Origin of the sequence: Sphingomonas sp. LH128 (genome assembly GCF_000293195.2) — a bacterium.
GTDB classification, from domain to species: domain Bacteria; phylum Pseudomonadota; class Alphaproteobacteria; order Sphingomonadales; family Sphingomonadaceae; genus Novosphingobium; species Novosphingobium resinovorum_A.
This window is the reverse complement of record NZ_ALVC01000176.1, coordinates 1-26,893: the sequence shown is the minus strand read 5'-3', so window position 1 is coordinate 26,893 and position 26,893 is coordinate 1. Positions and strand designations below refer to the sequence as shown.

20 protein-coding genes and 1 riboswitch are annotated in these 26,893 nt (G+C 66.5%); of the genes, 7 read left to right on the top strand and 13 right to left on the bottom strand.

The genetic code is table 11. The features are described from left to right. Window positions 1-94: 94 nt before the first annotated feature. Window positions 95-336: riboswitch (cobalamin riboswitch) on the bottom strand. Between the two features lie 39 nt (window positions 337-375). After that, entirely contained in the window at window positions 376-1,680 is a 1,305-nt protein-coding gene (gene fahA, locus LH128_RS14980) for a fumarylacetoacetase (protein ID WP_008830493.1), read from the bottom strand. A 147-nt stretch (window positions 1,681-1,827) separates the two neighbouring features. Further along, entirely contained in the window at window positions 1,828-3,129 is a 1,302-nt protein-coding gene (locus LH128_RS14975) for a sensor histidine kinase (protein WP_008830492.1), read from the bottom strand. A gap of 286 nt (window positions 3,130-3,415) precedes the next feature. On the opposite strand from LH128_RS14975, the gene LH128_RS14970 reads away from it, so the two are divergent. Continuing rightward, entirely contained in the window at window positions 3,416-4,051 is a 636-nt protein-coding gene (locus LH128_RS14970; RefSeq protein ID WP_008830491.1) for a Dabb family protein, read from the top strand. A 16-nt stretch (window positions 4,052-4,067) separates the two neighbouring features. Then, window positions 4,068-4,370: a putative quinol monooxygenase gene (locus tag LH128_RS14965; protein WP_008830490.1), complete on the top strand. Its 303-nt coding sequence runs from the start codon at window positions 4,068-4,070 to the stop codon at window positions 4,368-4,370. A gap of 107 nt (window positions 4,371-4,477) precedes the next feature. Here LH128_RS14965 and LH128_RS14960 read toward each other — a convergent pair whose 3' ends face one another. Together LH128_RS14960 and LH128_RS14955 are read right to left on the bottom strand one after the other, a co-directional pair. Beyond that, window positions 4,478-4,999, bottom strand: coding sequence for a DUF6438 domain-containing protein (locus LH128_RS14960; RefSeq protein ID WP_069707916.1), 522 nt, complete (start codon window positions 4,997-4,999; stop codon window positions 4,478-4,480). A gap of 10 nt (window positions 5,000-5,009) precedes the next feature. Continuing rightward, window positions 5,010-8,213: an autotransporter outer membrane beta-barrel domain-containing protein gene (locus LH128_RS14955; RefSeq protein ID WP_008830488.1), complete on the bottom strand. Its 3,204-nt coding sequence runs from the start codon at window positions 8,211-8,213 to the stop codon at window positions 5,010-5,012. Between LH128_RS14955 and LH128_RS14950 the strand changes: the two genes are divergently transcribed. Continuing rightward, entirely contained in the window at window positions 8,142-8,717 is a 576-nt protein-coding gene (locus LH128_RS14950) for an endonuclease domain-containing protein (protein ID WP_327195173.1), read from the top strand. The two genes, LH128_RS14955 and LH128_RS14950, sit on opposite strands and share 72 nt — an antisense overlap. Before the next feature lie 99 nt (window positions 8,718-8,816). On the opposite strand, the gene LH128_RS14945 is transcribed toward LH128_RS14950, so the two are convergent. From LH128_RS14945 to LH128_RS14905, 9 genes are all read right to left on the bottom strand, one after another. Further along, window positions 8,817-11,243, bottom strand: a complete 2,427-nt coding sequence (locus LH128_RS14945) for a TonB-dependent receptor (protein ID WP_008830486.1) — start codon at window positions 11,241-11,243, stop codon at window positions 8,817-8,819. A 4-nt stretch (window positions 11,244-11,247) separates the two neighbouring features. After that, complete coding sequence (locus LH128_RS14940) at window positions 11,248-12,174, bottom strand: FecR family protein (protein ID WP_008830485.1); 927 nt, start codon at window positions 12,172-12,174, stop codon at window positions 11,248-11,250. A 69-nt stretch (window positions 12,175-12,243) separates the two neighbouring features. Further along, window positions 12,244-12,768, bottom strand: coding sequence for an RNA polymerase sigma factor (locus LH128_RS14935; RefSeq protein WP_036524282.1), 525 nt, complete (start codon window positions 12,766-12,768; stop codon window positions 12,244-12,246). 133 nt (window positions 12,769-12,901) lie between these two features. Continuing rightward, entirely contained in the window at window positions 12,902-13,156 is a 255-nt protein-coding gene (locus LH128_RS14930; protein WP_036524835.1) for a hypothetical protein, read from the bottom strand. A 60-nt stretch (window positions 13,157-13,216) separates the two neighbouring features. Then, window positions 13,217-14,620, bottom strand: coding sequence for a UdgX family uracil-DNA binding protein (locus tag LH128_RS14925; protein WP_008830482.1), 1,404 nt, complete (start codon window positions 14,618-14,620; stop codon window positions 13,217-13,219). Continuing rightward, the gene (locus tag LH128_RS14920) at window positions 14,617-15,858 is read right to left on the bottom strand and encodes a putative DNA modification/repair radical SAM protein (protein WP_036524284.1); all 1,242 of its coding nucleotides are present in this window, start codon (window positions 15,856-15,858) and stop codon (window positions 14,617-14,619) included. The genes LH128_RS14925 and LH128_RS14920 overlap by 4 nt, the downstream gene beginning before the upstream one ends. Window positions 15,859-16,144: 286 nt before the next feature. Beyond that, window positions 16,145-18,634 (bottom strand): ATP-binding cassette domain-containing protein, encoded by a 2,490-nt coding sequence (locus tag LH128_RS14915; RefSeq protein ID WP_008830480.1) that lies wholly within the window; start codon window positions 18,632-18,634, stop codon window positions 16,145-16,147. After that, complete coding sequence (locus tag LH128_RS14910; protein ID WP_008830479.1) at window positions 18,631-19,506, bottom strand: branched-chain amino acid ABC transporter permease; 876 nt, start codon at window positions 19,504-19,506, stop codon at window positions 18,631-18,633. The genes LH128_RS14915 and LH128_RS14910 overlap by 4 nt, the downstream gene beginning before the upstream one ends. 4 nt (window positions 19,507-19,510) lie before the next feature. Then, window positions 19,511-20,695 (bottom strand): ABC transporter substrate-binding protein, encoded by a 1,185-nt coding sequence (locus tag LH128_RS14905; RefSeq protein ID WP_008830478.1) that lies wholly within the window; start codon window positions 20,693-20,695, stop codon window positions 19,511-19,513. Between the two features lie 233 nt (window positions 20,696-20,928). Here LH128_RS14905 and LH128_RS14900 point away from each other — a divergent pair, with 233 nt between their 5' ends. The 4 genes from LH128_RS14900 to LH128_RS35030 all read left to right on the top strand — a co-directional run. Further along, on the top strand, window positions 20,929-21,720 hold the full coding sequence (locus LH128_RS14900) for a GntR family transcriptional regulator (RefSeq protein ID WP_008830477.1): 792 nt from the start codon (window positions 20,929-20,931) through the stop codon (window positions 21,718-21,720). Further along, window positions 21,717-22,361 (top strand): flavin reductase family protein, encoded by a 645-nt coding sequence (locus LH128_RS14895; RefSeq protein WP_008830476.1) that lies wholly within the window; start codon window positions 21,717-21,719, stop codon window positions 22,359-22,361. The genes LH128_RS14900 and LH128_RS14895 overlap by 4 nt, the downstream gene beginning before the upstream one ends. A gap of 497 nt (window positions 22,362-22,858) precedes the next feature. Continuing rightward, on the top strand, window positions 22,859-26,251 hold the full coding sequence (locus tag LH128_RS14890; RefSeq protein WP_327195172.1) for a TonB-dependent receptor: 3,393 nt from the start codon (window positions 22,859-22,861) through the stop codon (window positions 26,249-26,251). Window positions 26,252-26,765: 514 nt separating this feature from the next. Continuing rightward, window positions 26,766-26,893 (top strand): (dimethylallyl)adenosine tRNA methylthiotransferase (locus LH128_RS35030; RefSeq protein WP_008828850.1); only part of this gene is annotated, 128 nt, incomplete at its 3' end.

The window sequence follows — 26,893 nt, the reverse complement described above, 5'->3', positions numbered from 1 at the left end:
GACGCCCGGCGACCTGCTCCGCCGCGGCCCCGGGCCGCATGCGTGTCGTCGCTCAGACGGTGAACCGTGCCGCGGCCATCCCCTGGACCAAGGCAAGAGCGACCAGACGCCGGCAGGTCTCCTGGCTCGCGGGTCACAGCTTGATGCACGGCCTTCCCGAAGCCTCGCATGTCGCAGCGTCCGGCCTCAGTGGCTGCCCGTCCCGCTGGGGACAGGCGATGTGCATCGCGCTCGCCGCTTACAGTTGCAGGGACAGCTGCGGATTCGAACGGCGAACCGTTCCCACCGCCTTCCCTTTTAAGCCCCTTGCGGGGCACCGGCGCGATCTTGTTCCCGGCGGATACCGGGAGGCAGGGGTGGGCGCAAGTGTTGGTTTCAGCGTGCCGGAAGGATGCGGGCGCGGCATTCTCCGAAACCGATGGAAACGAAGCCGTCAGCGGCGGCGGTGGCGGTGATGGAGATTTCGTCGCCGTCCTCCAGGAACGTGCGGGTCTCGCCACTGGCCAAGGTGAGGGGCGACTTGCCGCCCTGCGACAATTCCATGAGGCTGCCGAAACCCTCTCGCTCGGGAGCGGAAATCGTGCCGGTGCCGAGCAGGTCGCCGGGCGTCAGGTTGCAGCCGTTGGATGCATGGTGCGCGACCATCTGGTTCACCGTCCAGTACATGTTGGTCGCCGGGCCGTGGCTGAGGCGATGGGGCGGAAGCCCGGCCTTGCGCATGGCCTGCGTGGTCAGGTGGACCTGCAGCATGACGCCCAGCGCGCCGTGGGCCTGATCATCCGCGTCAGACAGATAGGGCAGGGGCTGCGGGTCGCCTTCCGGTCGGGGCGGCTGGGCCGCGCGGAAGGGCGCGAGGGCTTCGGGCGTGACGACCCATGGCGAAATCGTCGAGTGGAAGTTCTTCGACAGGAACGGGCCGAGCGGCTGGTATTCCCACCCCTGCACATCGCGCGCGGACCAGTCGTTGAGCAGGCAAAAACCGGCGATATGCTGCGCAGCATCGGTGATCGGCACGGGCTCGCCGAGGTCGTTGCCGCTGCCGATCCAGACGCCCATCTCCAGTTCGTAGTCGAGCCTTGCAGTCGGCGCGAAGATCGGCGCATCGGCCTCGGGCGGCTTGCGCTGGCCGGTGGGTCGCACGACCGGTACGCCCGAGGGACGGATCGAGGACGCGCGGCCGTGATAGCCGATCGGCACGTGCTTGTAGTTGGGCAGCAGCGGGTTGTCCGGGCGGAACTGGCGGCCGATGTTGTTGGCGTGATGGATACCGACATAGAAGTCGGTGTAGTCGCCGATGCGCGTGGGCAGGTGCAGCATGCAGGCTTCGACCGGGTGCAGCATGGGCTCGATGACCGGCCGCCTGGCTTCGTCGCAGAGCAGGTCGGAGAGGGCATGGCGCAGGGCGCGGCGGTCTTGCGCGGGAATGGCCAGCAGGCGGGCCATGCTGGCGTCGCTGCAGATTTCTGTGAGGTTCAGCGGGATGAGTCGTGCCGCCGCCAGCGCGCCGAGGTCGAGGATCCGGTCGCCGATTGCCACGCCGATCCGAGTTCCCGGCGTTTCAGCCATCGAGAACACACCGAAGGCCAGGTTCTGGACCGGGAAATCGCGGTGGCCGTCGGCGCTTTCGACCCAGCTTTTGCGCGCAGGGTCATGGGTTTCGTCGATGGTCCACCAGTTCACAGGTCGCTCTCCATATTCTCTCGTCGTCCCGGACTTGATCCGGGACCGCTGGCCTTGAACAGTCCACCTTTCGATGAGCGCAGACCAGCAAGGTCGCATCTAAAGACCGCCAGCGGTCCCGGATCAAGTCCGGGACGACGATCTTCGTCAACCCATCGGCGGCTGGGGCACGTCCAGGCGCGCGATCAGGCCGCCTTCGGGCGCGGCGGCGAAGGAGAGCTGGCCGTCGAAGCGCGCCATCAGCCGGTGCGCGGTCGGGATGCCGAGGCCGAAGCCCTTGGTGTCCCGCGCCCGCGCCGCGTCGAGGCGGAAGAACGGGTCGAGGATCGCCTCGAAATAGGCGGAAGGGATGCCCGGCCCGGAATCGGCGATCTCGATGCGCCAGTGCCCTTCGTGGCGGATCACCGCGACCTGAGCCTCGCCGCCGAACTGGATGGCGTTCTCCACCAGCGCCGCCAGCGCCAGTTCCACCGGCTCGCGGAAGGTCCGGGCGAGGGTGGGGACGGAGGCGTCGAAGCGGGCGCGCGTCCCGTAAGGATGCAGCACGTGCGCAACCACTTCGGTGAGGTCCAGCGTCTCGGGCTCGGCGTCGAGATGCTGCGCGCGCAGGAAGCGCTGCAGCGAGGCGAGCAGGGCCTCCATCTCGTCCACGCTTGCAAGGATCACCCCGCCCAGTTCGGCATCGTCGATGAGTTCCGCCGCGACCTTCTGGCGCGAGAGCGGCGTGCGCAAGTCGTGGCTGATCGCCTCGAACGACCTGGCCTGATCCTGCAGCAGCCGCGCGATGCGCTCCTGCATGAGGTTCATGGAGTGTGCGAGCTGGCGCAAGTCCGGGGTGCCACCCTCGGCGATGACCACTTGCCGGCCCCGACCGATGGCGTCGGCGGCATCGCTCATGCGGCGCAGCGGGCGGGTCAGCACGTGCAGCGCGGCGAGGCCGATGGCGAGAAAGGCCACCGTCGTCGCAAGCGTCAGCACCGTCGCCCGCAGTGCTACCGGCCACATCGCGTTGATATCGCGCGAGCGGAAGTTGAGCCAGTGCCCGTCCGTCAGCCGGATCGCGCCGACGAGATCGCACTTGCCTCCCGGCGGTCCCTGCATGGCCAGCCGCAGCGAGCGCCCACCGAGCGAAGGCTCCCACTCGATGATGCGCCGCTCGATGCGGATAAGGGATTCGTCGGTCGTGGCGGTCGCCACGCTGGGCGCATTGCCGACGGCGGCGGCGAGGTGGCGCGTGCTCATGGTCGGCGCGGTCAGGCGCGGATCGGCGGAGTGGATGCGGTCGCTGACGACGAGCAGTTCGCCAATGCGGCGGGCGTGGTCCTCGTTCAGCGTCTGCCGGTCGATCGACTGGTAGAACACGAGGCTGGCAGCCAGTTGCAGCACGCCGAGCAGCATGAACACCAGTGCGACATAGACCGCGAAACGCGGCGCGAAGGGACGGGCCACCTCTTGATCCTCTCCTGCAGCATACCGCCCGGCCGCACGGTGCCGATATGCCTCTGCGGATTTTGCACACACCCGCCCGGCTCCCGCGTCAACTGGAGGAGGAGGTGTAGCAATGATTTGATACGCAATCGGACGGATGCGCAACGGTTGCCCGGAGGTAAGGAGCGCTTTTTGGCACCTGTTTTATCTGACAGGCATGGCCTGAAACCCGCCGCGCTAGTCTCTCTCCCGCAGCGCCGAGTCCCCGCGAACCAATCGCGGCGCGGGCGCGATAGGGGAGAGACCGATGATCCGTCACGTCGTGATGCTCAAGTTCAAGAAGGATGCCGATCCGGCCAAGATCGACCTCTTCATCGAGGAGGTGAAGAAATTGTCGCATCTCAACCGCGAGGTGCGTGACTACAGCCATGGCAAAGTCGTCCACACGCGCTTCCACTCGGGCGATTTCGACTTCGCCAACTGCTGCGACATCGACACTTACGAGGCCATGGAGCGCTACATGTCGCACTGGTCGCACTTGCGGATGACGCCGTTCCTGCCGGACATCCTCGAGAACATGATCTCGTTCGACTGGGAGATCGACTACCACGGACCCGAATTCGACGAGACGCTGGCCGCCGAGGAAGCCGAGCGCGAGAAGGCGCGCGTGCTCAGGGTGCACGAGGACCCGGCCAAGGCCTACGTCCCCGAAGTGCGCGGCCAGACGCGTGAGCGCGCGCGCGAGATGTGCGCGGCCGCCGGTGTCACGCTGTCGGAGGACGAGGAGGAGATCATCGGCTCGGTCTGGGCACCGAACCGGATCATGTTCGTCACTCCCGATGCCGGGACGGAAGTGCCGAAGGGCTCCGAAATCCGCATCGGCATCACCGGCGACTGGCTGACCGGCCCCGCCGTCCCCGGCGGCGATGCCCCCGCCTGGTAACGAGAGGAAGCCTCAAATGATCATTCTTGCCGGACACCTGAAGACCGCTCCCGAGCTCGTCGAAGACCTTGCCGCGACCTTGCGCGGGCTGGTCGAGCCGACGCTGAAGGAGGACGGGTGCCTCAACTACCACTTCGCCATCTATGATCCGGCAGCCGGGACGGTGCTGGTCTTCGAACGCTGGCGTGACGAGGCTGCACTGGCCACGCACCTTGCGCAACCGGCGGTGACGGCCGTGCTCGGCGGCTGGGCCGAACGCATCGACGTTTCCGGTGTGCGCAAGTTCGACGCCTCGAACGAGCGGGGCTTCATGGACTGACGGGGCGTCCCCTCGCTTCGTCATTGCGAGCGCAGCGAAGCAATCCAGAGCGGCGTAGTGCTGCCCTGGATTGCTTCGCTGCGCTCGCAATGACGAGTGAGAAGACCTCAGCCCCGGCTGTCGCCCGGCCAGGTCTTCTGCGCGGCCCATTCCTCGACGCCGAGGCGGCCGAGTTGCTGTTCAACCGTGCGTGCCATCGCAGAGCCTTCCGGCGAACGGCAGCCCATGTTGTACGTGAGCGCGGTGCGGCGGCTGTCCGCGCCGATCCACTCGATGGTCACGCTCGACATGTCGGTGGCGGCCTCGGTACAGGCGTGGGCACGCTCCTCGCCGGTCTGCGGACGCATCGGCGCGAGGGCGCGGCGCACGTCCTCGTACGTCGCGCGGCCGACCGAATGGGCGCGCTGGCCCAGCACGGCGGTATGCCGCTCGCCGGTGAAGTCCACGCGTCCGGCGGGCGTCACGGCCACCTTGTACACCGGGCAGAACCCGAAGCACGGACCGCGCGATATGCGCAATTCCTCCCCCGCCGGAGCGGGGGAGGAGGCGGCGCCGGGCCGCACGCGGGGGGCGCAGCTTAACAGCAGCCCGGCGCCCAGTACGATGCCGCAGAGGAGTGGTCCACGCATCGTCCTGTCCTTACCAGCCAATGGTCACGGAGCCGCGCAGCGCGAGATCGACCCGGCCGTGGCGATCCTCGGCCGAGAGTTCGCCGCCCATCGTGAAGCCCGAGGAGCCGCCGATCGCACGCAGGCGCGCGAACCAGCCGCTCGTCGCGCCGTCGCCTTCCAGCGTGAAGTTGTCCCCGCCCTCGAAGTGCGCGGTGGTCGAGCCGATGCCGCCATTGACGATCTCGCGCCAGCCGCCCTCGGTTTCCATGCGGAACCAGTTCTCGTCCCGTGCCTTCATGCCGAGGAAGTCGATGCCCACGGTCATGCTCGGGTTCACCGCCAGTTCGTCGCTGGTGCGCGAGGCGACGGTGAGGTTCAGCTTCTCGCCGCCGGTCTCGGAGTAGCCGTCTTCCTTCAGGCGGACGTAGTCGACCGTCACGCCCGGACGGAAGAAGAAGAACTGCGAGCCGCCCTCGATCGCCGCGCCGCCCGCGAAAGTGACGAACTTGCCGTCCCACTTGGCGTCCATGGTGCGGCGCACGGTTTCCGAACCGATGGCGCCGTAGAAGTTGCGCTCGCCGTCGAACTTGGCCGTGCCGACCGAGCCGCGTGCAAAGGCGCTGACCGGGCCGAACTTGGCGCGCCAGTGCGCCGCCAGTTCGAATGCGTCCGAGTTCACGTCGGTCAGTGCGCCGTTCTTGTGGTTGTTGTTGAGGTAGGCGACGGTGCCGCCGAACTTGCCGAGGCCGGTGCGGTACTCGGCGGTCGCCGACCATGCATAGCCATTCAGCTTGTAGGCGGCGGTGTTGCCGGCCTTCCGGTCGCTGCCCCATATCGCCATGTTGAGCGTGGTGGAGAAGCGGCCGCTCGCGGTGATCGGTCCCTGCGGGTCCTGCATCTGGCGGGCGAGGGCGCGGGTGCCCAGGCTGATGCCCTCGAAGCCGCCGCCCGCGTGGTCGGGCAGCATCTGGCCCACGGCCGAACGGAAAGCATCGCCGTTGGTCAGGCCGAGGAAGACCTGCTCGATCTTGTCGTCCTTGGCCAGCTGCTTGAACACCGCGTCATAAGCGGCCGCGCCCGAGCGGTTGAGGCCAAGTTCGCTGACCGTGCGGCGCGAGACGTCGACGACGATGGTGTTGGCCGCCGCGTCCTTGTCCAGTTCCGCCTTGAACATGAAGGGAACGAGGTCGGTGTTGGTGGCCAGCTTGTCGCGGCCGGTCAGGCTGCCTGCGGTCAGGACCTGGTAGGAGCCCTCGGCGGTCGAGACGTCGGCCAGGCGGATAGCCAGCTTGGAGCCTTCCGCGAAGGTGGCGTTACCCGATACGGTGTAGGACGAACCGGCACCCGCCGTCTTGTCGAGCGTGACGAGGACCATGCCGGTGCTGCCTACGTCGAGCGAGGCCATCGAGGCGGGCTTCCTGACGTCGAGCAGACCGCCCGACACCTTGACCGCCAGCTGCGAGGAATTGGTAAAGGAGCCGGAGAAGTACGCCGTGCCCGAGATGTTCAGCACGTCCGCGCCGCCGCCGAAGTCCATCGCGCCGTTGAAACCGCTGGTGCCCGCCAGCGAGACGGTGTCGGTGCCCGCTCCGAAGGTCACGTTGCCAGTCTGCACCGCGTCGCCCGAGAGGTTCAGCGTATTGTTGCCCGCACCGAAGGCGACGTTGCCGGTGAGAGTGCCGTCGGCAAGGTCGAGCGTATCGTTGCCGCCCGCGAACCACACGTCGCCGACGATGGCGGGCGCGGTCACGCCGGACGCCACCTGCGTCTGTTTGACGGTGACGTCGCCGGTCGCGGCGCGCAAGTCGATGGCGATGTTGCGCGCGCCGTCCTTGGCGCCGGTGGCCGAGATGGTGCCTGCGTTCTCGATCAGGTTCAGGGTGCCGCTGGCGTCGACGATGGCCGTGGCCGAGCCCTTTTCGCCCGCGACCGCCTTGATCGTGCCGCTGTTGCGGATGGTCGGCAGGTTGCCGCCCGCGTCGACGCGCACGGCAGTCGCCAGCGCATTGTCGGCATTGCCCGATGCTGCGGCGATGTTGCCGGTGTTCTGCAGCAGCGGCGTCGTCGCGCCGGCGCCGATGCGAAGGGCCGTGGCGCTGGCACCGTTGGCATTGGCGACGACCGAGCCGGAGACGCCGATGCCGTTGGCAATCGTCACCGCGCCGCCGCGTCCGCCGATGACGAGGCCGTTGGCGGCCACGCCGGAGTAGAGGCCCTGGCCCTCGACCGACCCTTCGATGATCAGCCCGAATTTGCTGCCGGTATTGGCGACAGGGCCGATGGTGACGGCGTGATCGGTCGCGCCCACCTGCATGGCGGCGGCGCTGCCGTAGGAGACGACCTTGGCGGTGCCTTCCTTGCTGTCGTCGATGCCGTCGCCATCGGAGTCCGGCTTCGCGGGGTCGGCCTTAGGCGCGGCGGCGAGGATGATCCCGCCGGTCACGTTGCCCTCGACGATCAGCGCCGAGCCGCCCTGCAGCAGGTCGTCGGCGTCGAGCTTCGACGGATCTGCGGGCGGGGTGGTGTAGCGATAGCCGGTGGCGGCTACCGTGCCCTGCACGACCATCGCGCCGTTGACGTCGCCTGCGAAGCGCGCGCCGATCGCGTCCTTGCCCTGCGCCGAGACGGTGCCCGCAAGGCGCACGTTGCCGTCGATACCCTGCGCCGAAACGCCGATGGTGCGGTCGCCGACGATGGTGGTGGAGCCATCATGTGTGAAGGTGCCGGTCAGCTTGCCGCCAAGCTGGATACCCGCCGAATCGTTGCCCTCGACAACGATCTTGCCGTTCTGGGTGAGCTTGCCGGTGTGGTCGCCCTGGGTGCGGATGCCGACGCGGTTCGATCCCAGCGCGAAGGGACCGTCGAGGTCGCCGTCCTTGTCGGTGTCGGTCGGCGTGTAGGTTTCATCGACGGTGATCGTGCCGGTGTTGGTGATGTCACCGCTGGCGCCTGCGACCGAATTGATGCCGACTGCGCCGTCGGCATTGGTGATGGTGATGTTGCCCGCGTTGGTGACCGCGTGGTTGCTGTCCTGCGTGACTGCGGTGCCAGAGGTCAGGACGACCGAGCCTTCGGCGGTGATGTTGATGGCATCCGCCGCGCCGCTCTTGATGGTCGAGGTGCGGATGGGGGCGGTGAGCTTGGTCTTGACGTCTTCGGCATGCGCGGCGGTCGCGAAGGCGAGCACGGCGGTGGTGGCAAGCAGGGTCCTGGCGGTAAGCTGGGAAGGCATCTTCGTCCCTTTAAGGTCTGTAGTCTGACCCTTGAGACGGAGGCGCCGGGAGGCAGCCTTGGAAAAAAGTTCCGGCTTGCCGACATTTCATTTCGTGCCGTTGGGTTTCGGCGCGAAATTCGGCGGATGGCGGGGGTTGGACTTCGGGATACGGGCAGAGCGCGTTTGCTACGCGGACAGGCTACCGCAGCAGAGTGGCGGTTGTGGCGATATATTTCCCGCTCGGCGCTGGGCGCAAAATTCAGCAGGCAGATGCCGGTGGGGCCATACTTCGCCGACTTTCTGTGTCGTGAGTTATCGCTTGTTGTGGAGCTTGATGGGTACTCTCACGGGCTTCGCTTGGACTACGATGCTGCGCGGGATCGGTGGATGGCGGAGCAGGGCTATCGGGTGCTGCGCTTTTCCAACGAAGCGGTGTTCGGTCAGCTTGACGGGGTGCTTACCGTGATCCGCATGGAGATCGAGGCGCTGCGCTCTCGCCCACCCCCTCCGGCTAGGCGATAAATCGCCAAGCCTTCCGACCCTCCCGCAAGCGGGAGGGTGAACCCGTCTTTCCCCCCTCCCGCTTGCGGGAGGGGCCGGGGGGTGGGCCTTCCTTCTTTCCTAAAACCGCGCGTCCAGCCCGACCCGAACCGTACGCGGCCGCAGCGGCGTCGTCTGGTCCCGCCCGGTCCCGAACGGCGTCCCGAGTGAGAAGCGATTACCGCGCGAATTCGTGATGTTGCTGAGCGTCAGCGTCACACCGTAACGCTCGGTCCCGACCCGCAGGTCAGCACCACTGTCGAGGTAATCCCCCTGCGGATCACCCAGTTCCGGGCCGATACCGAGGCGCGACTTGCCGACATAGCTGGCCCAGCCATTGGCGGTCAGCCGCAGATTTTCGCCGATCTCGCGGTTCCAGCCGAGGCTCATCCGGCCGGAGAACTGCGCGATGTTCGGCACCTGCATCGACCGGGCAAGCGTCGCGTCGAGCAGGCTGGTCGGAGACAAGTTGCTGGCCGCCATCGACCGCGCGACAAGCCCGAGCAGTTCTACGGGCGGCTGATCGACCTTGCTCTGGTTCCACGTCGCGCCGGCCTCGAGCCTCAGGCCTTGCAACAGCTCGACGCCGCCCGTCACGCTGGCCGACCATACACGGCCGTCGCCGATATTGGCTGTACTCGGCAGGCCCGAGTTGTCGATGAAGTCGGCCTGGATGTCCTGCCAGCGGGTGTAGGAGACGCTGGCGGAAAGATCGAAGGGGCTGACGCCGGGCTGGCCGTGCTTCACCCCGAATTCGAACGTGCGCGTCCGGTCGCTCTGGAAGCGGCGCACGAAGTCGCTCTCGATGGCGAAGCCGCCGGGACGGAAGCCCTCCTGATAGCGCATGTAGAGGTTAGTGGCCGCCATCACTTCGGCGTTGAGCGCCAGCGAGGGCAGCACTGTGGTGGTCGTCCGGTCCGCCGTGACCTGTGCACGGGCCTGCGCCATCGCGAACGACACCGCTGGCAGGATATCCTCGCCCGATCCGCCGAGCCGCGAATGGGTCAGGCGCCCGCCTGCGGTGGCGGTAAGACCGGGACGGATGCGCAGGCTGGCTTCGGCGTAGAGCGTGAACTCGTCGATGGTGTTGCGCACGCCGGTGGCGGCGGTGGTCGTCACGAAGTTCTCGAAACTGCGCGTGAGCACCGTGCGGTTGTGGGTATAGCTGGCGCCGACCAGCCACCCGAAGCCATGCGTCTCGGGCTGCCAGATCCGCGTCTCGTGCGCGATCATGCGCGTGCGGTTCCCTTGCGAGAACAGGCGCGGCGCGTCCGGATCGACCGTGGCGTCGTAGCGCTCTTCCAGATGCTGGCGCACCGCCCCGGTGGTCGAGCGCACGCGCACCTCGCCGATGCGGCCGGAGATCACCAGCTGGCCCATCAGGTAGTCGGCGTCCGAACCCTCGCGCACTTGCGCACCACTGGTCAGCGGCGGGCGGGCATTGCGTCCCGCATACTGGCTGTCGCGCGCATCCGTGGACTGGCCGAGGCCGATCAGATCGACCGTCCAGTCTGGCGCGACCTCCGCGCGAAGCCCGGCGCGGCCGCCGAGGATGCGCGTACGGTTGACGTCCTTGCGGCCGAGCAGCGGCTTGTCGATATAGCCGCCCAGCGTCGCCGCGTCGAAGTTGGCGCGCAGGGCCACCGAGTTGCCGAGCGGCAGGTTGACCATCGCCGCGGCATCGCCGCCAGGCGCGCCGCTCTGGGTCAGCGATCCGCCGACCGAAATCGCGCCTTCGGTCTCGCCGACAACCGGGGAATTGGGCACGAGGCGGATGATGCCGCCCAGAGATCCGGCACCGTAGAGCGTGCCCTGCGGCCCCTCCAGCACTTCCACCCGCGCCATGTCGGAGAGGCGCAAGTCCGGGTCCGGCGCATTGTAGCTGAGCCTGAGGTCGCCAAGGTACTGCCCCACCGTCGCCTGCGTCGGCCCGGTGAAACTGGAATCGGCGATGCCCCGGATGAACAGCTTGTTGCGCCCGCTGCCAAGGTGCGTGGATGTGACGGTGGCGACGCGCTGGGTGATCTTCTCGGTGCCGCCGATACCCCCTGCCTCCAGCGATTCCCCGTCGAGGATGGTCACCTGTCCGGGCAGTTGTCCGAGGGTGAGGTCGCGCTTGGAGGCCACCACCACGATAGGATCGGCCGCTTCGGTCTCGACAGCAACCGGCGCTGCTGCGGGGGGAGGGGAAGAACCCCGGACGGTTGTTCTTGCCGCGGCGCTTGCCTCGATGCGCCAGGCGCCGGGCGCGACGGCGATGGCCCGGCCGCCCGCCTTGCGCGCGAGCAGGCGCACCGCCTCGGCCGCACCCATCCGTCCGCGCATCGCGGGGACCATGCGGGATGCCACTGAGGGATCGGACACGACGATGCTGGAGCGGGTCTGGCGGGCCAGATCGATCGCGACCTGTCCTGCCGATCCGGCGCGCGTATCGACCGCCATCTCCTGCGCGAAGGCGGTAGCGGGCATGGCCATTGCGGCCGCCACGATACAGATGGCGCCGCGCATCGCCTCAGTGCGAGCCGATCACCCAGCGTCCGTTTTCGGACCGTACCGACAGTCCCAGCAGCGGCCCTATGGAGCCCGGATCCTTGCGCAGCGGCGCCACCAGGATCGAGCCGGAAACCGCGCCCGACCCGCCGGATGCCGCGACATACTCGATGCCGGTGGCTCGCTTGAGCTGCGCGGCGACGTCATCCAGCGTGGCACCTTCGAAGGTCAACCGACCCTCGCGCCATTCGCCGACTTGCTCGACGGGAAGGCGGGCAAGTGTGTATTCACTCGTCCCAGCCGGGCGGCGCAGGACTTCGCCGGGCGATACGCGCACGTCGGCGCCATCCGGATCGAACTGCACGGCGCCTTCGGAGACCGCGACACTCAGCCCCTGTGCATCGCGGCGCACGTCGAAGACGGTGCCGATATCGACCAGCCGTTCTTCGCCCACGGCGACCTCGAAGGGGTGCGCGGCATCGTGGCGCACGGTGAACAGCGCCTGCCCGTGTTCGAGCCGGGCATAACGCTTGTCCTTGCGGTCGAACTGGACGGCGGTGCCGCCCGCGAGTTCGATGCGGGTATCGGCGTCGAGCGTGACCCGGCGGGTCTCGCCCAGTGTCGTCTCGACGGTGTAGAGATCGCGCTGCTGGCCCTGGAAGGCCCAGAACCCGGCCACGACGGCGAGGCTCGCGGCGATCGCGCTTGCCAGCCAGGGACGGCGGCGGCGCGGCGGTTCGGCGGACGAGGCGTCGTCGTTGGCCGGAGCGGAGGCGGCGACGAGTTCGGCTGCATCGGCCACCGAGGCCGCGATGTCGTCATAGGCGCGCGCGTGCGCCGGATCGGCCTCCAGCCAGAGGGTGAACGTTTCCCAGTCGGTGAACGCGGGGTCACCGGCTCGCACAGCCCAGCCGAGCGCTTCGTCCCGGATCACATCTTTATTCGCCATGTCGTTCGCCATCGGGCGCTCCTTCACCGGCGATGACGGAGCCGATCGGCTGCAGCCTCATCGCAGGCTTCATTTCGAGCGTTCCTTCCATTCCGCGAGCGCCCGGTAGGCGACGCGCAGGTCGCTTTCGACGGTGCTGAGGCTCAGGCCCATTTCGCTCGCCACGACTTTCTGCGGCGTGCCTTCTATGCGGTGGCGGCGGAAGATCGTCGCCACCCGCGCGCCCAGGCCGTCAAGCAGGGCAAGAACGCTGGCGGCTTCCTGCGCGGCGGCGAGGCGGCGTTCGGCGGAAGGCTCGGCGGAAACGCCCGGCGGATCGCCCGCATTCACCTCGGTCCAGTCGCGAGCGCGCGCGTCCGCCTGCCGGGTCGAACGGAAACGGTCGATCATCAGCAGGTCGGCGGTGCGGAACAGATAGGACAGCGGTGATGCAACCGGACCGGGACGGCTGGCGCCGATCTTGAGCCAGACCTCCTGAACGAGGTCCTCAGCCGCATCCCCCGCGCCGCGCGCGCGCATAAAACGCAGCAGCTTCTCCCGATGTTCGAGAAAAGCCGCTTCAAGGCCGGCTGTGGGGGAAGTTTCTGCGGTCACGAAGAAGGGGCGCGAAGTCTGGGGCTACTCTTGGTCGGGCAGCCTGATAGACGTTCGCACGCCTTCGGGGAAGTACCGTCGTCCCGACATCGACCGCGGTGCCGGGACGAGGAAAGATCAGGTCGAGAGAATTTCAGTTCACTGCGCGAATATGATGCCCCGGCTCGATCGCTGCCGGGGGAGCTGCTTCCAGCATGTGGTCATGTTCGGCGAAGATCCGTTCGATTTCGCTGCGCTTGTCGAAGATCATGCGGGCCACACCCGAAGTCATCCCGCCTTCGTCCCCGACCCGGCCCAATACGCCGGCAAGGTCTTCGAGCGTCGCGCGCTCAGGGCTGCTGTGGAGTCCGCCCTTGGTATCGCGGTAGGCAGTGCATTCGCTGGCCATGACCATTCCCCTTCAATGTTTGCCGTCCTGTTGAACGCGCGGAGGCCTTCGGAGTTGCACTCAGCCGACTCCACTCGCCGCAAGCAACTGCGCGAGACCGGCAAGATCTTCAGCGAAGCGCCCCTGTTCGCGCTCCCGGCTCTCACCGTCGAGACGAAGCAGGTAACTGGGGTGCGCGGTGAGCCAGACACGTGTGCCGTCGGGCAGGTAAAGTGCCCGGCCACGTTCGCGTCCGATCGCCGGGGTGCGCCCCAGCAAGCCGCGCGCGCTGCTCGCGCCAAGGGCCAGCACGACTTTCGGCTTTACCAGCGCGCGTTCGTTGTCGAGCCACCAGCGGCACATATCTATCTCGCCCGCCGTAGGGGCCTGGTGCAATCGCCGCTTGCCGCGCGGGGCGAACTTGAAGTGCTTGACCGCGTTGGTGACGTAAGCCGCCGTCCGGTCCACGCCTGCCTCGCCGAGCGCGCGGTCGAGCAATTGCCCGGCTGGCCCGATGAAGGGGCGATTTTCGCGCTCCTCGGTATCGCCGGGCTGTTCGCCGACGATCATGAGGTCGGCGGTCTGCGGCCCTTCGCCCATGACGGCGCGCGTGCCGTTGCACCCGATCGGACAGCGGCGGCATTGTACGATACCTTCGGCGATGGCCTGCAGGCTGAAGGGCGCGGCTTCCTGCTCGAAAAGATCGGCACCGCTGGCGATCATCGCAGCCTCGCGCTTGTGCGCCCCCGCGATGAGATCGGGAATCTGGCGAGCTTCGGGCAGGTTCTTCCAGTACCGGCGCGGCATCTCCTTGAGCATCATGCCGACCTTGAGCCGCGCCGGATTGAAGATCGAGCGATAGTAGCCGAGCCACAGGTCCTCGGTCGCGTCTTCAGCCGGCGCGTCCGCACGCGATGCGGGCGGGCCTTCCAGCAATACTTCCCCGTCCCAGTGCAGGGAAAGGCGGGGCGTCAGGATCGACCAGCGCTGGCTGGCGAAGCGGTTGACGAAGAAGTCGGCGTTGGCGCGCTCGATCCGGTGTTCGGGCTCGAACCAGGCGACGAAGCGTTCGATCCCGTCTTCGTCGGCCACGCTGCGGAAACGGACGAAAGCGCGCATCTTGTGAATGTCCCGCCGGACCTGCTTCGCCATGCGCTCCAGCGCTGCGACGTCGCGATCGGCGGCATCCTCGAGCAGGCGAGGCCGGTCCTGCAGCCGCCAGAGCACGCGATAGAGCAGCCCCAGCCGCGCGGCGTCGCAGTGCAGGACGACGCTTCCGGCAAGGTCGAGAAAAGCCCGGCTCGCCCGCACCTGACGCAAGGGTTCCGTAGACTGGGGCGACGACGGTGCGGCGAAAAGATCCGCCGAACCGTCCGCATCGCCCCAGGCCGTCGCCTCGGGCGCTATGCCGCGCGCGACCAGCCGCCGGGCCTCGTCGCGCCAGGCCTCGAAGTCGTCGGGCTGCCCGATGGCCGCGGCGATCATGCGAACAATTCCATCTGCTGCGCCGGTGGAGCAAGGCGCGCTCGCAGGTCCGCGCGGTCGAGGAGCAGGGTGGGGCGCCAGTCGTCGGTGACGATGAAAGGCCGCAGCTTCTTCACCGAGATGCTGAGCCGCGCGAGATCCTCCAGCCGGATCGATCGATGCCGCCGCGCGGCGAGGATCGCATCGACCGCCTTCACGCCAAGCCCCGGCACCCGCAACATCGCTTCACGCGGGGCGCGGTTCAGATCGACCGGGAACCGGTCCCGGAACTTGAGCGCCCAGGCGAGCTTGGGGTCGATGTCGAGCGGCAGCATGCCGTCATCCTCGGTCGCCTGTTGCACGTCCTGCGGCGCGAAACCGTAAAAGCGCATCAACCAGTCGGACTGATAGAGCCGATGCTCCCGCATCAGCGGCGGGCGCCTCAGAGGCAATACGGCGCTGGCCTCGGGGATCGGACTGAAGGCGGAATAGTACACGCGCTTGAGGGCAAAGCGGTCGTAGAGCGTACTGGCCTTTCCCACGATCTGGGCATCGCTGGCGCCGTCCGCGCCGACGATCATCTGGGTCGATTGCCCGGCGGGGGCAAATATGGGCGCTTTGCGAAAACGCTTTCGAGCATCATGCGCCTCGGTTATCGCGCCCGAAAGCCTGCCCATGGCACCTTCTATGGTGGCCGCGTTCTTGTCCGGCGCAAGGCGAGACAATCCCGCATCGGTAGGCAGTTCGACGTTGATCGAGACCCGGTCCGCCCACAGTCCCGCCTGCGCCACCAGTTCGGGGTCCGCCTCCGGAATTGTCTTTAAATGGATGTATCCACGAAAATCGTGCTCTTCCCGCAGGATACGTGCGACCTCTATCAATTGTTCCATCGTATGGCTGGAAGACTTCACGATCCCGGAGGAGAGAAACAGCCCCTCGATATAGTTGCGGCGATAAAACGAAAGCGTGAGATCTACCACTTCCTGCGGCGTGAAACGCGCGCGGCGCACGTTCGAGCTCTTGCGGTTGATGCAGTAATGGCAATCGAAGATGCAGTGGTTCGTCAGCAGCAACTTCAGCAGCGAAATGCACCGCCCGTCCGGGGCATAGGCATGGCAAATGCCCATGCCCTCCGTCGAGCCCAGCCCGCGTCCGTCACGACTGTTTCTTTTCGCGGTACCGGACGACGCGCAGGAGGCATCATACTTGGCGGCATCGGCAAGAATTTCGAGACGGTCCATGATGGAGGAACGAGACATATGTTCCTTATATGTTCCAATCAAATCCTTTGCAAGTCGGCCGATGGTGAGTCGTCATATCCGTTTAATCCGGATTGGTACGATCGCGTCGGCGACCCAGATTGGGGGTGCTGCCGACGGGTCAGCAATGCTAACCCCCTGTCAAACGGCAGCGGTCGCGGCGATCGGTGTCCCGGTCGTCGCGACCTTTTGATCTGCGTGGGCAGCTTCTATTTTCCGGATGCATTTGCCGCCGAGCTGGCAGGTCGGTCACCATGGAGCCAGCCGTGTCCGTCCGGAGCTCGGTTCAGCCGCCGAAGTACAGGTTATCGAGGCTGTCGTCCGCGGCGATCTGCGCCGATGCTCCCGCCGCTGCGACATGGCCGCCGCGCAGCACATAGGCGCGGCTGGACAGGTTGAGCGCCAGATCGGCCATCTGATCGACGATCATTATCGCCATGCCTTCGTCGCGAAGCTGCCGAAGCTGTTCGAACAAGTCCGACGTCATCTGCGGCGACAGCCCCAGCGAAGGTTCGTCGAGCAGGAGCAGGCGCGGCTGGGCCATCAGGGCGCGGCCGATGGCCAGCATTTGCTGTTCTCCGCCCGACAGCAGCCCGGCCTGCCGGTCCAGCATGGTGGCAAGAGGGGGAAAGCGCTCCAGTATCGCCGACATGCGTGCCGCCGCATTCTCACGGCGGGTATAGCCGCCGAGCCGCAGGTTGTCGTGGACCGACAGTTCGGGGAAAACCTGCCGTCCTTCCGGAACCAGTACCAGCCCCTGGCGTACGCGGGCGCGGCTGTCCTGCGCACCGATCTGCGTGCCTTCGAGCCGGAGATGGCCCGAACGCGGCGCCATCAGTCCGGAAAGGATGCGCATCAGCGTGGATTTGCCCGCGCCGTTCGCGCCCAGCAGGGCGACGGCTTCGCCGGGGCGGACTTCGATGTCGATGCCGTGCAGCACATCGACTGCGCCATAACCCGCGTGGATCGCGTAGGCGCCAAGGCAGGGCTCTCCGCCTTTGGGAACGGCCGGGGCCTGTCCGCCGATCCGTCTTTCGCCCAGATAGGCTTCGCGCACGAGAGGGTCGGCCTGGATCTCGGCCGGTGTGCCTTGTGCGATCAATGCGCCGGTGCGCAGCACGGCAACCTGATCCGACACGCTCATCACCAGCGCCATGTCGTGCTCGACCAGCCCGACGCCGATCCCGGCTGCGGCGATCTGGCGCAGTAGGTCGCCCAGCACGCGTTTTTCCGCTTGCGAGAGTCCGGCGGCGGGTTCGTCGAGCAACAGGGTGTCGGGATCGGTCGCCAGCGCGCGGGCGATCTCGACAAGTCGCCGGTCGACATGCGCCAGCACACCCGCGATCGTCGATGGTGCGCCCTCGAAGCCGCAGGCCAGCAGCAGGGCGCGCGCATGCCGCACATCCGTGCCGGTCCGGTCGAGCGCCTTGCCGTGCAGCGCGCCAAGGCGGCCCTTGCGCATGGCGAGCAGGACGTTGTCTTCCACGCTCATGCTGTCGAACAGGGCCGAGGTCTGGTAAGTGCGGGCCACGCCCGCCCTTGCGGACAGCCAGGGTCTGCCGGGCGCGAGCAAAGTGTCTGCAATCCTGCGTTCGCCGGTGTCCGAGCGGTAAAATCCGCTCAGGATGTTGATGACGGTCGATTTTCCGGCGCCGTTGGGGCCTATCAGCGCCGTCACGGTCGCTGCAGGGATGGCGATATCGAGGTCGGTGATCGCCCGCACGCCGCCGAAACTGATCCCCAGCCCCTGTGCCGAAAGGGCGGCGCGCGGGCGAGCAGGCAGCAGAGCGGCGATGGTGGCGGCCTCGTCGGCGCGGTCGCCGGTCGGGGTCGCTGGCAGGCGCAGCATCCCGGCGATGCCGCCGGGGGCCAGCCATAGCACGATCAGCACCAGCGCGGCGTAGGCAAGGACGCGGTACGCTTCGAAGGAAGAGAGCAGTTCGGGCAGCAGGCCTATGACGATCGCGCCCAGCACCGGTCCGGGGCGCGATCCGGTGCCCCCGATCACCACCGTCAGCACCAGCAGGATCGAGAAGTTGAGGCCGAAGGACTGCGGCGTCACGAAACTGTTGAGCGGTGCGGAAAGGCCGCCCGCCAGCGCGCAGCACCCGGCGGATACCATGAAGGCGACGATGCGCGTGCGCGTGGGGGATATGCCAATGGACGCAGCGGCATTCTCCGAATCCCGCACGGCGCGCATGGCCTGTCCCCAGCCGTTGGCGGACAGCACATGATAGGCCGTCATCACCAGCGCTGCGACGATGATCGCCGCGATCGCCATCGCCCGGTCGCCCAGCACGATCCCCGCCAGCGAGAGGGGCGGTATCTGCAGGATGCCGCTCTGGCCGCCGGTCAGGCCTTCGGCTTCAACCAACGTCTGTTCGACCACCAGACCGAAGGCGATGGTCACCATGGCCAGATACGGGCCTTTGACGCGCAGTGCAGGCAGAGCCAGCAGGCCGCCCACGCCGATCGCGACCACGACGCCGAGCGGCCAGGCCAGCCAGAACGGCAACCAGCCGTGCGACGTGCAGATCGCCACGGCATAAGCGCTGATCGCGTAGAAAGCGGCGTGGCCGAAACTGAACTGGCCGCTCAGGCCGATCAGCACGTTCAGCCCGATACCGGCAATGGCCAGGAGCGCGATCTGGCCGATGACGAAAGCATAATAGCCATTGAGCAGCAATGCCCCGGCCACGCCGCCCAGCAGGCATAGGCCCCAGAGCGAGAGCGCCGCTTTCCGATGGAGGGCGGGATTAACGGAGAGAGCGGTCATACCTTGCGCACCTTTGCTCGGCCAAGCAGCCCGTCGGGGCGCACGGCAAGGACGATGATGACCAGCATGAAGGTCACGATCTGGGTATAGCCCGAGCCGACCCCGAGCGTGACGAGCGCCTCCACCAGCCCGAATAGCAGGGCGGCGGCAACGATGCCCCAGGCGCTGCCGAGCCCGCCCAGAATGGCGACGGCGAAAGCCTTGAGGCCCAGCACCACGCCCATGCCGCTTTCGACATGGGTGAGCGGCGCCACCAGCATGCCGGCGATGCCCGCAAGGGCAGAGGAAAGCGCAAAGGCGGCGGCGATCACCCGGCCTACGGGAATGCCCATTATCGCGGCGGCATCGCGGTTCTGGGCCACGGCCAGCATGGCGGTGCCGTGCAGGGTGCGGCGGCGGAACAGGTCTATGCCCGCCGCCAGCGCCAGCATCACCACCGGGATCAGCAGATGCAACGGATAGATGCCGAGATCCATGCCGCCAACCCGCAACGAAGTCTGCGCCAGCGGCGAGACGAGCGATCGCGGCTCCGCGCCGAACACCAGCATCATCCCGTTGTCGCAGACGAGGCCGAGCGCCACCGTCGCCATCAACCAGGCGTCGGACTTGCGGCCCAGGAACGGACGGATCGCCGCGCGCTCCACGACCAGGCCGTAGATGCCGCAGGCAAGGATCGTCACGCCTACCGCGATGGGCACCGGCCATCCGGCCTCAGTCATCATCCAGAGCAGCACCGCGCCCAGCATCGCGCTGGAGCCTTGCGCGAAATTGACGGCACCGCAGACCGACGCGGTGATGTGGAAGCCCAAGGCGATCAGTCCGTAGATCGAACCGAGCGCAAGGCCGGTGAGGAGGGCGGGCAGGATGTCCATGTCCTCAGGCAGCCTTCGACGGCAGCGGCACGATGCGGCCCTGATCGAATTCGGCCCAGACGTAATCGCGCTCGTCCAGGGCGTCCTGACCATGTGCGAACGGTGCGTCATAGGTCTTGATCAAGCCCTCATAGCGCCCAATCCGGGTGAAGCCGCGCCGCACCGCTTCGCCGTCCAGCGATCCTGCGGTGCGGATGGCCAGAGCGGCCAGATGCATGGCATCATAGGCATTGGCGACACCGACGGCGGGGGTCACGTCCTGCGGCCCCCTGATGTCCGGGTACTTCGCCTCGAGCGCGGCAAGAACGCGGGTCTTCACCGGGGTGTCCGCGCCGAAAAAGCTGTATGTCTGCACGAATTTCACCCTGTTCGCGTGAGGGCCTGCCAGCTCGGAAAAGCGCCCCCCTGCAGGTCCCCAGTGAGAGACGATCGGCACGTCCCAGCCCATCTGGTCCAGCGACTTCACGACCTGCGCCGACGGACCGACCGTCGCCACCATCAGCAGGCAATCCGCTCCGGCAGCGCGCAACCGGCCCAGTTGCGGCGTGACATCGACGTCCGAGTGCTCGAACTTCTCCGAGCCCGCCAAAGGCAGCGCAGCGGCGGCGAGGGCGGCTTTCAAGCCTTTTTCGTTGGACTGTCCCCATGGATTGTTCAGCAGGATCAGGCCCGGCTTGCGCATGCCGTAATTGCGCTGTGCGAAAGCGACCATCGCCTTGTCGACCAGTTCGTCCACGGCCGAGACGCGGAACACGTAATTGGGATCGGTGCCGTTATGCGTGATCACCGTTCCTGCCGCCCAAGGCACTACGAAGGGCACGCGCGCGGCGGTGGCGATCGGCACGATCGCGCGGGCCACTGGCGTATCCAGCCCACCGAACAGAACCGCCACGCCTTCCTTGTACAGCAATTCGCGCGCGGCGATCACGCCCTTGCCGGGATTGCTCTCGTCGTCGCGGCGGATGAGTTCGAGCTTGCGGCCAAGCAAGCCGCCGCCTGCATTGATCTCGTCGATGGCAATGCTCAGCCCTCGCGAGATCGCTTCGCCGGACTTGGCCGACTGGGCGGTGAGGGCGGTGATCAGGCCGACACCGATCCGGTCGCTGCTACGCGCGCATCCGGAGAGAGCCGTCGCCGCGCCGCCAATCATGCCGGCGAGGATGGTACGCCTGGGAACGAGAATCGCCATGGTCCGCCTTCATTGAGGTTCGCAATCTGGCTATCATTCTTGCGCAACAATTCAACACAAAAATCGTCAACGATTTATATATCAAATCGTCCATGATTGTACTTGCCATAATCGTTGATTCTGGTGCAAAGCGAATCCGGCGCATCCATCGTGTGTTTTGAGAGTGGAGTGTCGGTGAGGGGTGGGGCGTTGTCGCGGTGTTGCGGCTGCGTGGTGAAAGGCGGTTTTGGATCATGAAGCAGAGTGTCGACATGTCGGACGAAGGTGCCAGTGCCGTTTCTCCCAAGGCTGCAGCCGGCCGCCGTGCGCGCAAGGCAGAGGCTGCGCCTGATCTGGTCGCGCCGGCAGTGAGCCATGGCGGGGATGTGGAGCAGCATATCTACCAGACCGTGTTCGACAGCGTGCTCAACCAGCGGCTGACGCCCGGGACCAAACTGCCGGAGCCGGCGCTCTGTGAGTTGTTCGGGGTTTCGCGGGCGGTTATTCGCAAGGTTTTACAAAGGCTTGAGCATGAGCGTATCGTTGAGCTAAGGCCCAACAAGGGCGCCGTCATCGCCGCGCCTACACCTGAGGAGACGCGGCAGATCTTCGAAGCGCGGCGCGCACTGGAAGTCTCCATCGTCGAGATCGCGGCGCGGCGGCATACGGCGAAGGATCTTGCCGACTTGCGCAAACTGCTGGCGCATGAGCACGAGGTTACGCACAATCCCTATCAGCCCGCCTGGGCGGCGTGTGCGCGCGAGTTCCACTTGCGCATCGCGGCGGTGGCGGGGAACCCGATCCTGACCGCCTACCTGACCGAGTTGATGACGCGGTGCTCGCTGATCGTCGCGCTGTACCAGCCGACCGGGAATGCCGCCTGCGAGCACGCCGAGCATGGGCGCATCGTCGACTACATGGAGAAGGGCGACGTCGCCTCGGCCCGGGCAGAGATGGGTCGCCATTTGCGCGCGCTGGAGGACAATATCAGCCTCGATCGCGGGTCTTCGACGCAGAGCCTTGCCCAGATGTTGAACCTGGGATGAGTACGCCCCCGCCCGCCACGCACGTCGATTTCGATGCGATCGGCGCCTATCAGCGCTACAAGCTGATGGCGAGCCTGATCGTGCCGCGGCCGATCGCGCTGGTCACCACCGTCAATCCGGGCGGCGTGGTCAATGCCGCGCCCTTCAGCATGTTCGCGATGCTGGGCGAAGACCCGCCGTTGGTGATGATATCGATCAACCGGCTGCAGGACGGCGCGCTCAAGGATACCGCTGCCAACATTCTGGAATCGCAGGAATTCGTCGTCCACATGGCGGACGAGGAGATTGCCGCGCAGATGCACGATTGCGGCACTTCGCTGCCGCCCGAGCAGAGCGAGCTGGACCTTGTCGGCTTCCATTCGGTGCCGTCCACCGGCGTCCTGCCGCCGCGTATCGTCGAGGCGCCGATCGCCTTCGAATGCCGGCTGTGGGAGACGATCGAGACTGAGAGCCGGTATATCTTCCTAGGGAAAATCCTGCACCTGCATGCGCGTGAGGGACTGGTCGATACCGAACTCTGGCGGGTGAACCTGAAGGACTATTTCCCGGTCGGCCGCTTCGGCGCCAGCTTCTACACCCGCACGCGGGACCGCTTTGCCTTGCAGGGCGAGGCGCGGGAAACCGCCATCGATCGGATCTGATCGGGCGTTCGGGCGGTTCGAAGCAAACAGGAAGATCGGGCACGCAGAGACGCGGAGGCCCCGCTTTCAATTTCACGGTGCGTTTTCCTCGACGCTGAAATGAGGAAAGAGCCTGCGGCGCCAATCGGCACCTCTGCGCCTCTGCGTGAACCATTCTCTTCACGGCGCCTCGATGGGCACTCAAGCGGCACCCAGGCGGCACTCAATGGCACCTAGCGGGGGTCTAGCGGGGGTCTAGCGGGGGTTCTGGCGGCACCCGGAAGTGCGCAAGCGCGCTCCGGAAGGGCGGCCTGATGGTGGCAGATAGACCCTAAGCCAGCCGCTTGATCGTGAACGATTCGATTCCACGGAACCCAAAAATCGCCTTGTGATTTCGGCACCGGCGGCTTTGCCGTTGCTGCATCGCAACAGAAACTCGCAGAAAATCAACGTTCGCGAAAAATTGTTAGATCGTTGACGATTTAATCTTGGATCATCGACGAAAATCGCCTTATGACATGAGTCGCAACGAGCGATCGGGTCGCCGGGTGCGGCAAGGGCAAGAGCCCGCCGCACCGCATTCCGGTCGTGATCTCGACACAGCCATGGGGGTGACGATCATGCGTAACGCGAAGCTGACTGCCAGATTTTCTCTCGGTCTTTCTCTGGGTGCGATGGGGATCGCGCTTGCGGTGCCGACCGCGATCCACGCGCAGATCATTACAGGCGCGATCAACGGCCGCCTGACCGATCCCGACGGCAATCCCGTCGGCGGCGTGCCGGTCACCGTGGTCCACGTTCCCTCGGGCACGACGACCACCGCCACCACCAGCGCCGACGGCGTCTATGCCGTGCGCAACCTGCGCCCCGGCGGGCCGTACCACGTCACCGCGACGTCGCCGGAGCTGGGCACCAAGTCGTTGGACGTACCCGCGATCAACACCGGCGACGCCTTCCAGCTCAACTTCGCGCTGGGCGAAGTCACCGAGATCGTCGTCAGCGGCAAATCGTTCGAGGGCGGGGACCTGAAGACCGGACCCAGCTCCAACTTCTCCGCGCAGAAGATCGAGGCCGCGCCGTCGATCAGCCGCGATCTCAAGGATCTGGCGCGGATGAACCCCTTCGTGGCGGTCGATCCCAGCAACAGCGATGCGCTGGTTTGCGGCGGCGCCAACAACCGCACCAATTCGCTGACCATCGACGGGGTGCGCCAGAACGACGATTTCGGGTTGCAGGCCAACGGCTATCCCACGCAGCGCTCGCCGATCTCGATCGACGTGGTCGAGACGCTGGGCGTGGAACTGGCGCCTTATGACGTGAACTACGGCGCGTTCGGCGGTTGCACCCTGAATGCCACCACCAAGTCGGGCGGCAACAGCTTCCACGGTCAGGTCTTCTACGAATATACCGGCGATGCGCTGCAGGGCGGCCGCTTCGGCTACACCGATTTCCAGGACGGATCGAAGCAGGACCGCCGCCTGACCGGTAAGTTCTCCGAAAAGACCTTCGGCGCGACGCTGACTGGCCCGATCATCAAGGACACGCTGTTCTTCACGCTGAACTACGAGAAGTTCGAGCGTTCGGAGCCGTCGCTGGTCGGCCCTTCGGGTTCGGACTTCGCCAATCAGGTGCCCGGCGTCAGCGTGGCACAGGCCAACGAAGTGCGCCAGATCCTGAAGGACCGCTACGGCTACGACCCGCTCGGCTACGAGGCGACCAAGCTGCCTTCGCGCGACGAGAAGTTCTTCGGCAAGCTGGACTGGAACATCGCGCCGGGCCACCGCGCCACGGTTTCGTACCAGCGCACGCGCGGCTCCTCGATCTCGGCCAACGGCAACACGCTGACCGGGTCGAGCACGTCGCTGGGGCTGCTGTCGCAGTGGGTGGAGCGGCAGAACAACCTCGACGTCTACAAGGCGCAGGTGTTCTCCGACTGGACCGACAATTTCAGCACCGAAATCAGCGCGTCCTACAAGAAGATGGACAACCCGGGCTTCCCGCTGGCGGGCAACGATTTCGCGCAGTTCCGCGTATACCTGAACGGGACGACGACCGGCCCGAGCGTCTATGCGGGCACCAATGCCTCGTATCAGGCGAATGAGCTGACGACCTATCTGCAGCAGTACCGCGCCAAGGCGACCTATACCGCCGGATCGCACCGCATCACCGCCGGGTACGAGCGCGAGGCGCTGAAGATCTGGGATCTGTTCGTGCAGAACGCCAACGGCTCCTACGTGTTTAACTCGCTGGACGATCTGCGCGCGGGCAATGCCTCCTCGGTCAGCTATGCCAATGCGGGCAGCAACCAGAAGGCGGATGCGGGCTTCACGCTGCACACCACGACCAACACGCTCTACCTGCAGGACGAATGGGCGGTGCTGCCCGAACTGACGATCAAGGCGGGCCTGCGTTACGACTTCTTCGAGCAGTCCGACCGGCCGGACGAAAACCCGGTGGTGATGGCGCGCTACGGGATTTCCAATACCGAGAACCTCGACGGCAAGCACCTGCTGCAGCCGCGTTTCGGGTTCAACTGGAAGCCCGACCCGACGCTGACGGTCTATGGCGGCGTCGGCCTGTTCGGCGGCGGCTCGCCCACGGTGTGGACGGCGAACACCTTCTACAACACCGGGCAGATGTTGGGCAACGTAACCTGCAGCCGGAGTGCCACGGCGAGCGCGGCGTGCCTTGCGGGGCTGAGCAACGTGGACGGGTTCAACGTCAACCCGGCGCTGCAGGCGGCCAATACCGCCAGCGCGGCGCGCGGGCAGGGGCTCATCAATGCGCTGGACAAGAACTTCAAGCCGCAGTCGACGTGGAAGATGTCGATCGGGGCGCAGAAGGAGTTCGATCTGGGCGCGTTCGGCAACGGCTGGCGCGTGGCGGGTGAGTTCATCCACTCCGAAGTGCAGAACGCGGTGGCGTGGTACGAATTGTACGCAGGCGCCAATCGCGGGCCGGATGCGCCGGACGGGCGACCGACGTATCTGCCGGGGCGCGAGAACCGTAACGATATTCTCGTGACCAACACCAAGCAGGGCTATGCCAACCAGCTAGGTCTGGCGCTGGCGAAGACCTGGCGTGAAGGGCCGCTGGACGGGCTGGAGGCGATGTTCTCGCACACCTACATCCGTTCGAAGGACGTCAATCCCGGTATCACCACGGTGGCTGCGTCGAACTACAGCGGGGTGGCGACTTCGGACCCGAACGATCCGGCGCTGGCGACCTCGAACTATGAGTTCCGCCATCTGTCGAAGCTGTCGGTCAGCTATTCGCATGCCTTCTTCGGCGACAACCGCACGCGCCTGACGCTGTTCGGGCAGAGGCGCTCGGGGCAGGTGTTCAGCTATACTTTCGATGTGGGCGCCAACGCCAACATGGCGGCCGACATGCTGGTGGGCGAGAACGGCGCGCTGGCGACGCGCAACCGCCAGCTGCTCTATGTGCCGCAGACGAGCGGCGGGCAGGTGACGGCGGGCAGCGATGCGATCGTGACGTATGCGCCGGGCTTTGACATCGCTGCGTTCAATGCTTTCCTGAAGCAGAACGGGCTGCTCAAGTATGCGGGCAAGATCGCGCCGCGCAACGCCTTCACCGCGCCGGCGCTGACGACGATCGACATGCGGATCAGCCAGGAGATTCCGGGCTTCTTCCCCGACGGGGCGAAGGCGGAGATCTATCTCGACGTCGAGAACCTGGGCAATCTCATCAACCGCAAGTGGGGCGTGCTGCAGCAGATCCCGTCGCCCTATGTCTCGGCGAACGTGGTGGCGCGCAATTGCCAGATCGCCGGGGCTTGCCCGACGCAGGGCAACTTCTACCAGTACGACAGCTTCGTCGGCCGCGCGGCGACCAGCTTCAACACGCAGTCGGTCTGGCAGATGAAGATCGGCGCGCGGTTCAAGTTCTAAGGCTTAGGGAAGGGACGACGATGATGGATCGCAATGACATGCAGCTTTCCCGCCGGGGTATCCTTGCCGCCGCCCTGGTGGCGGGGGCGGCCGGGGTCGCGGCTCCGGCACTGGCGGCGAAAATGAAGCCGGCCGGGGCGAAGGGCGCCGAGGCGAAGGGCGCGAGCTTCCTGCTGCGCGGCGTGACGCTGGAGACCGGCTACCGGCGCGAGGGCGGCGAGGTTATCGGCACCGAGACGGCGAAAGCCTCGGTGCTGGTGCGGGGCGGGAAGATCGCCGCGATCCTCCCCGCCGATGCGCCTGCGCCGATGGGCGTGGCGGGGGGGGGGGGGGGGGGGGGGGTGGGGGTGGGGGGGGGGGGGGGGGGGGGGGGGGGGGGGGGGGGGGGGGGGGGGGGGGGGGGAGGAACCCCTCCGTCAGCCCTGCGGGCTGCCACCTCCCCATCGCTGCGCGACAGGGAGGATAAAAGGCAGTCCCCCTGTCCAAACCCACCCTTTTGCGCTAACGGCGCGCGATGCAAACGACTGCGACTCCCCGGACCTACCGCGTCAAGAGCTTCGGCTGCCAGATGAACGTCTATGACGGCGACCGCATGGCCGAACTGCTCGCCGAACAGGGCATCACCGCCGCGCCGGAAGGCGA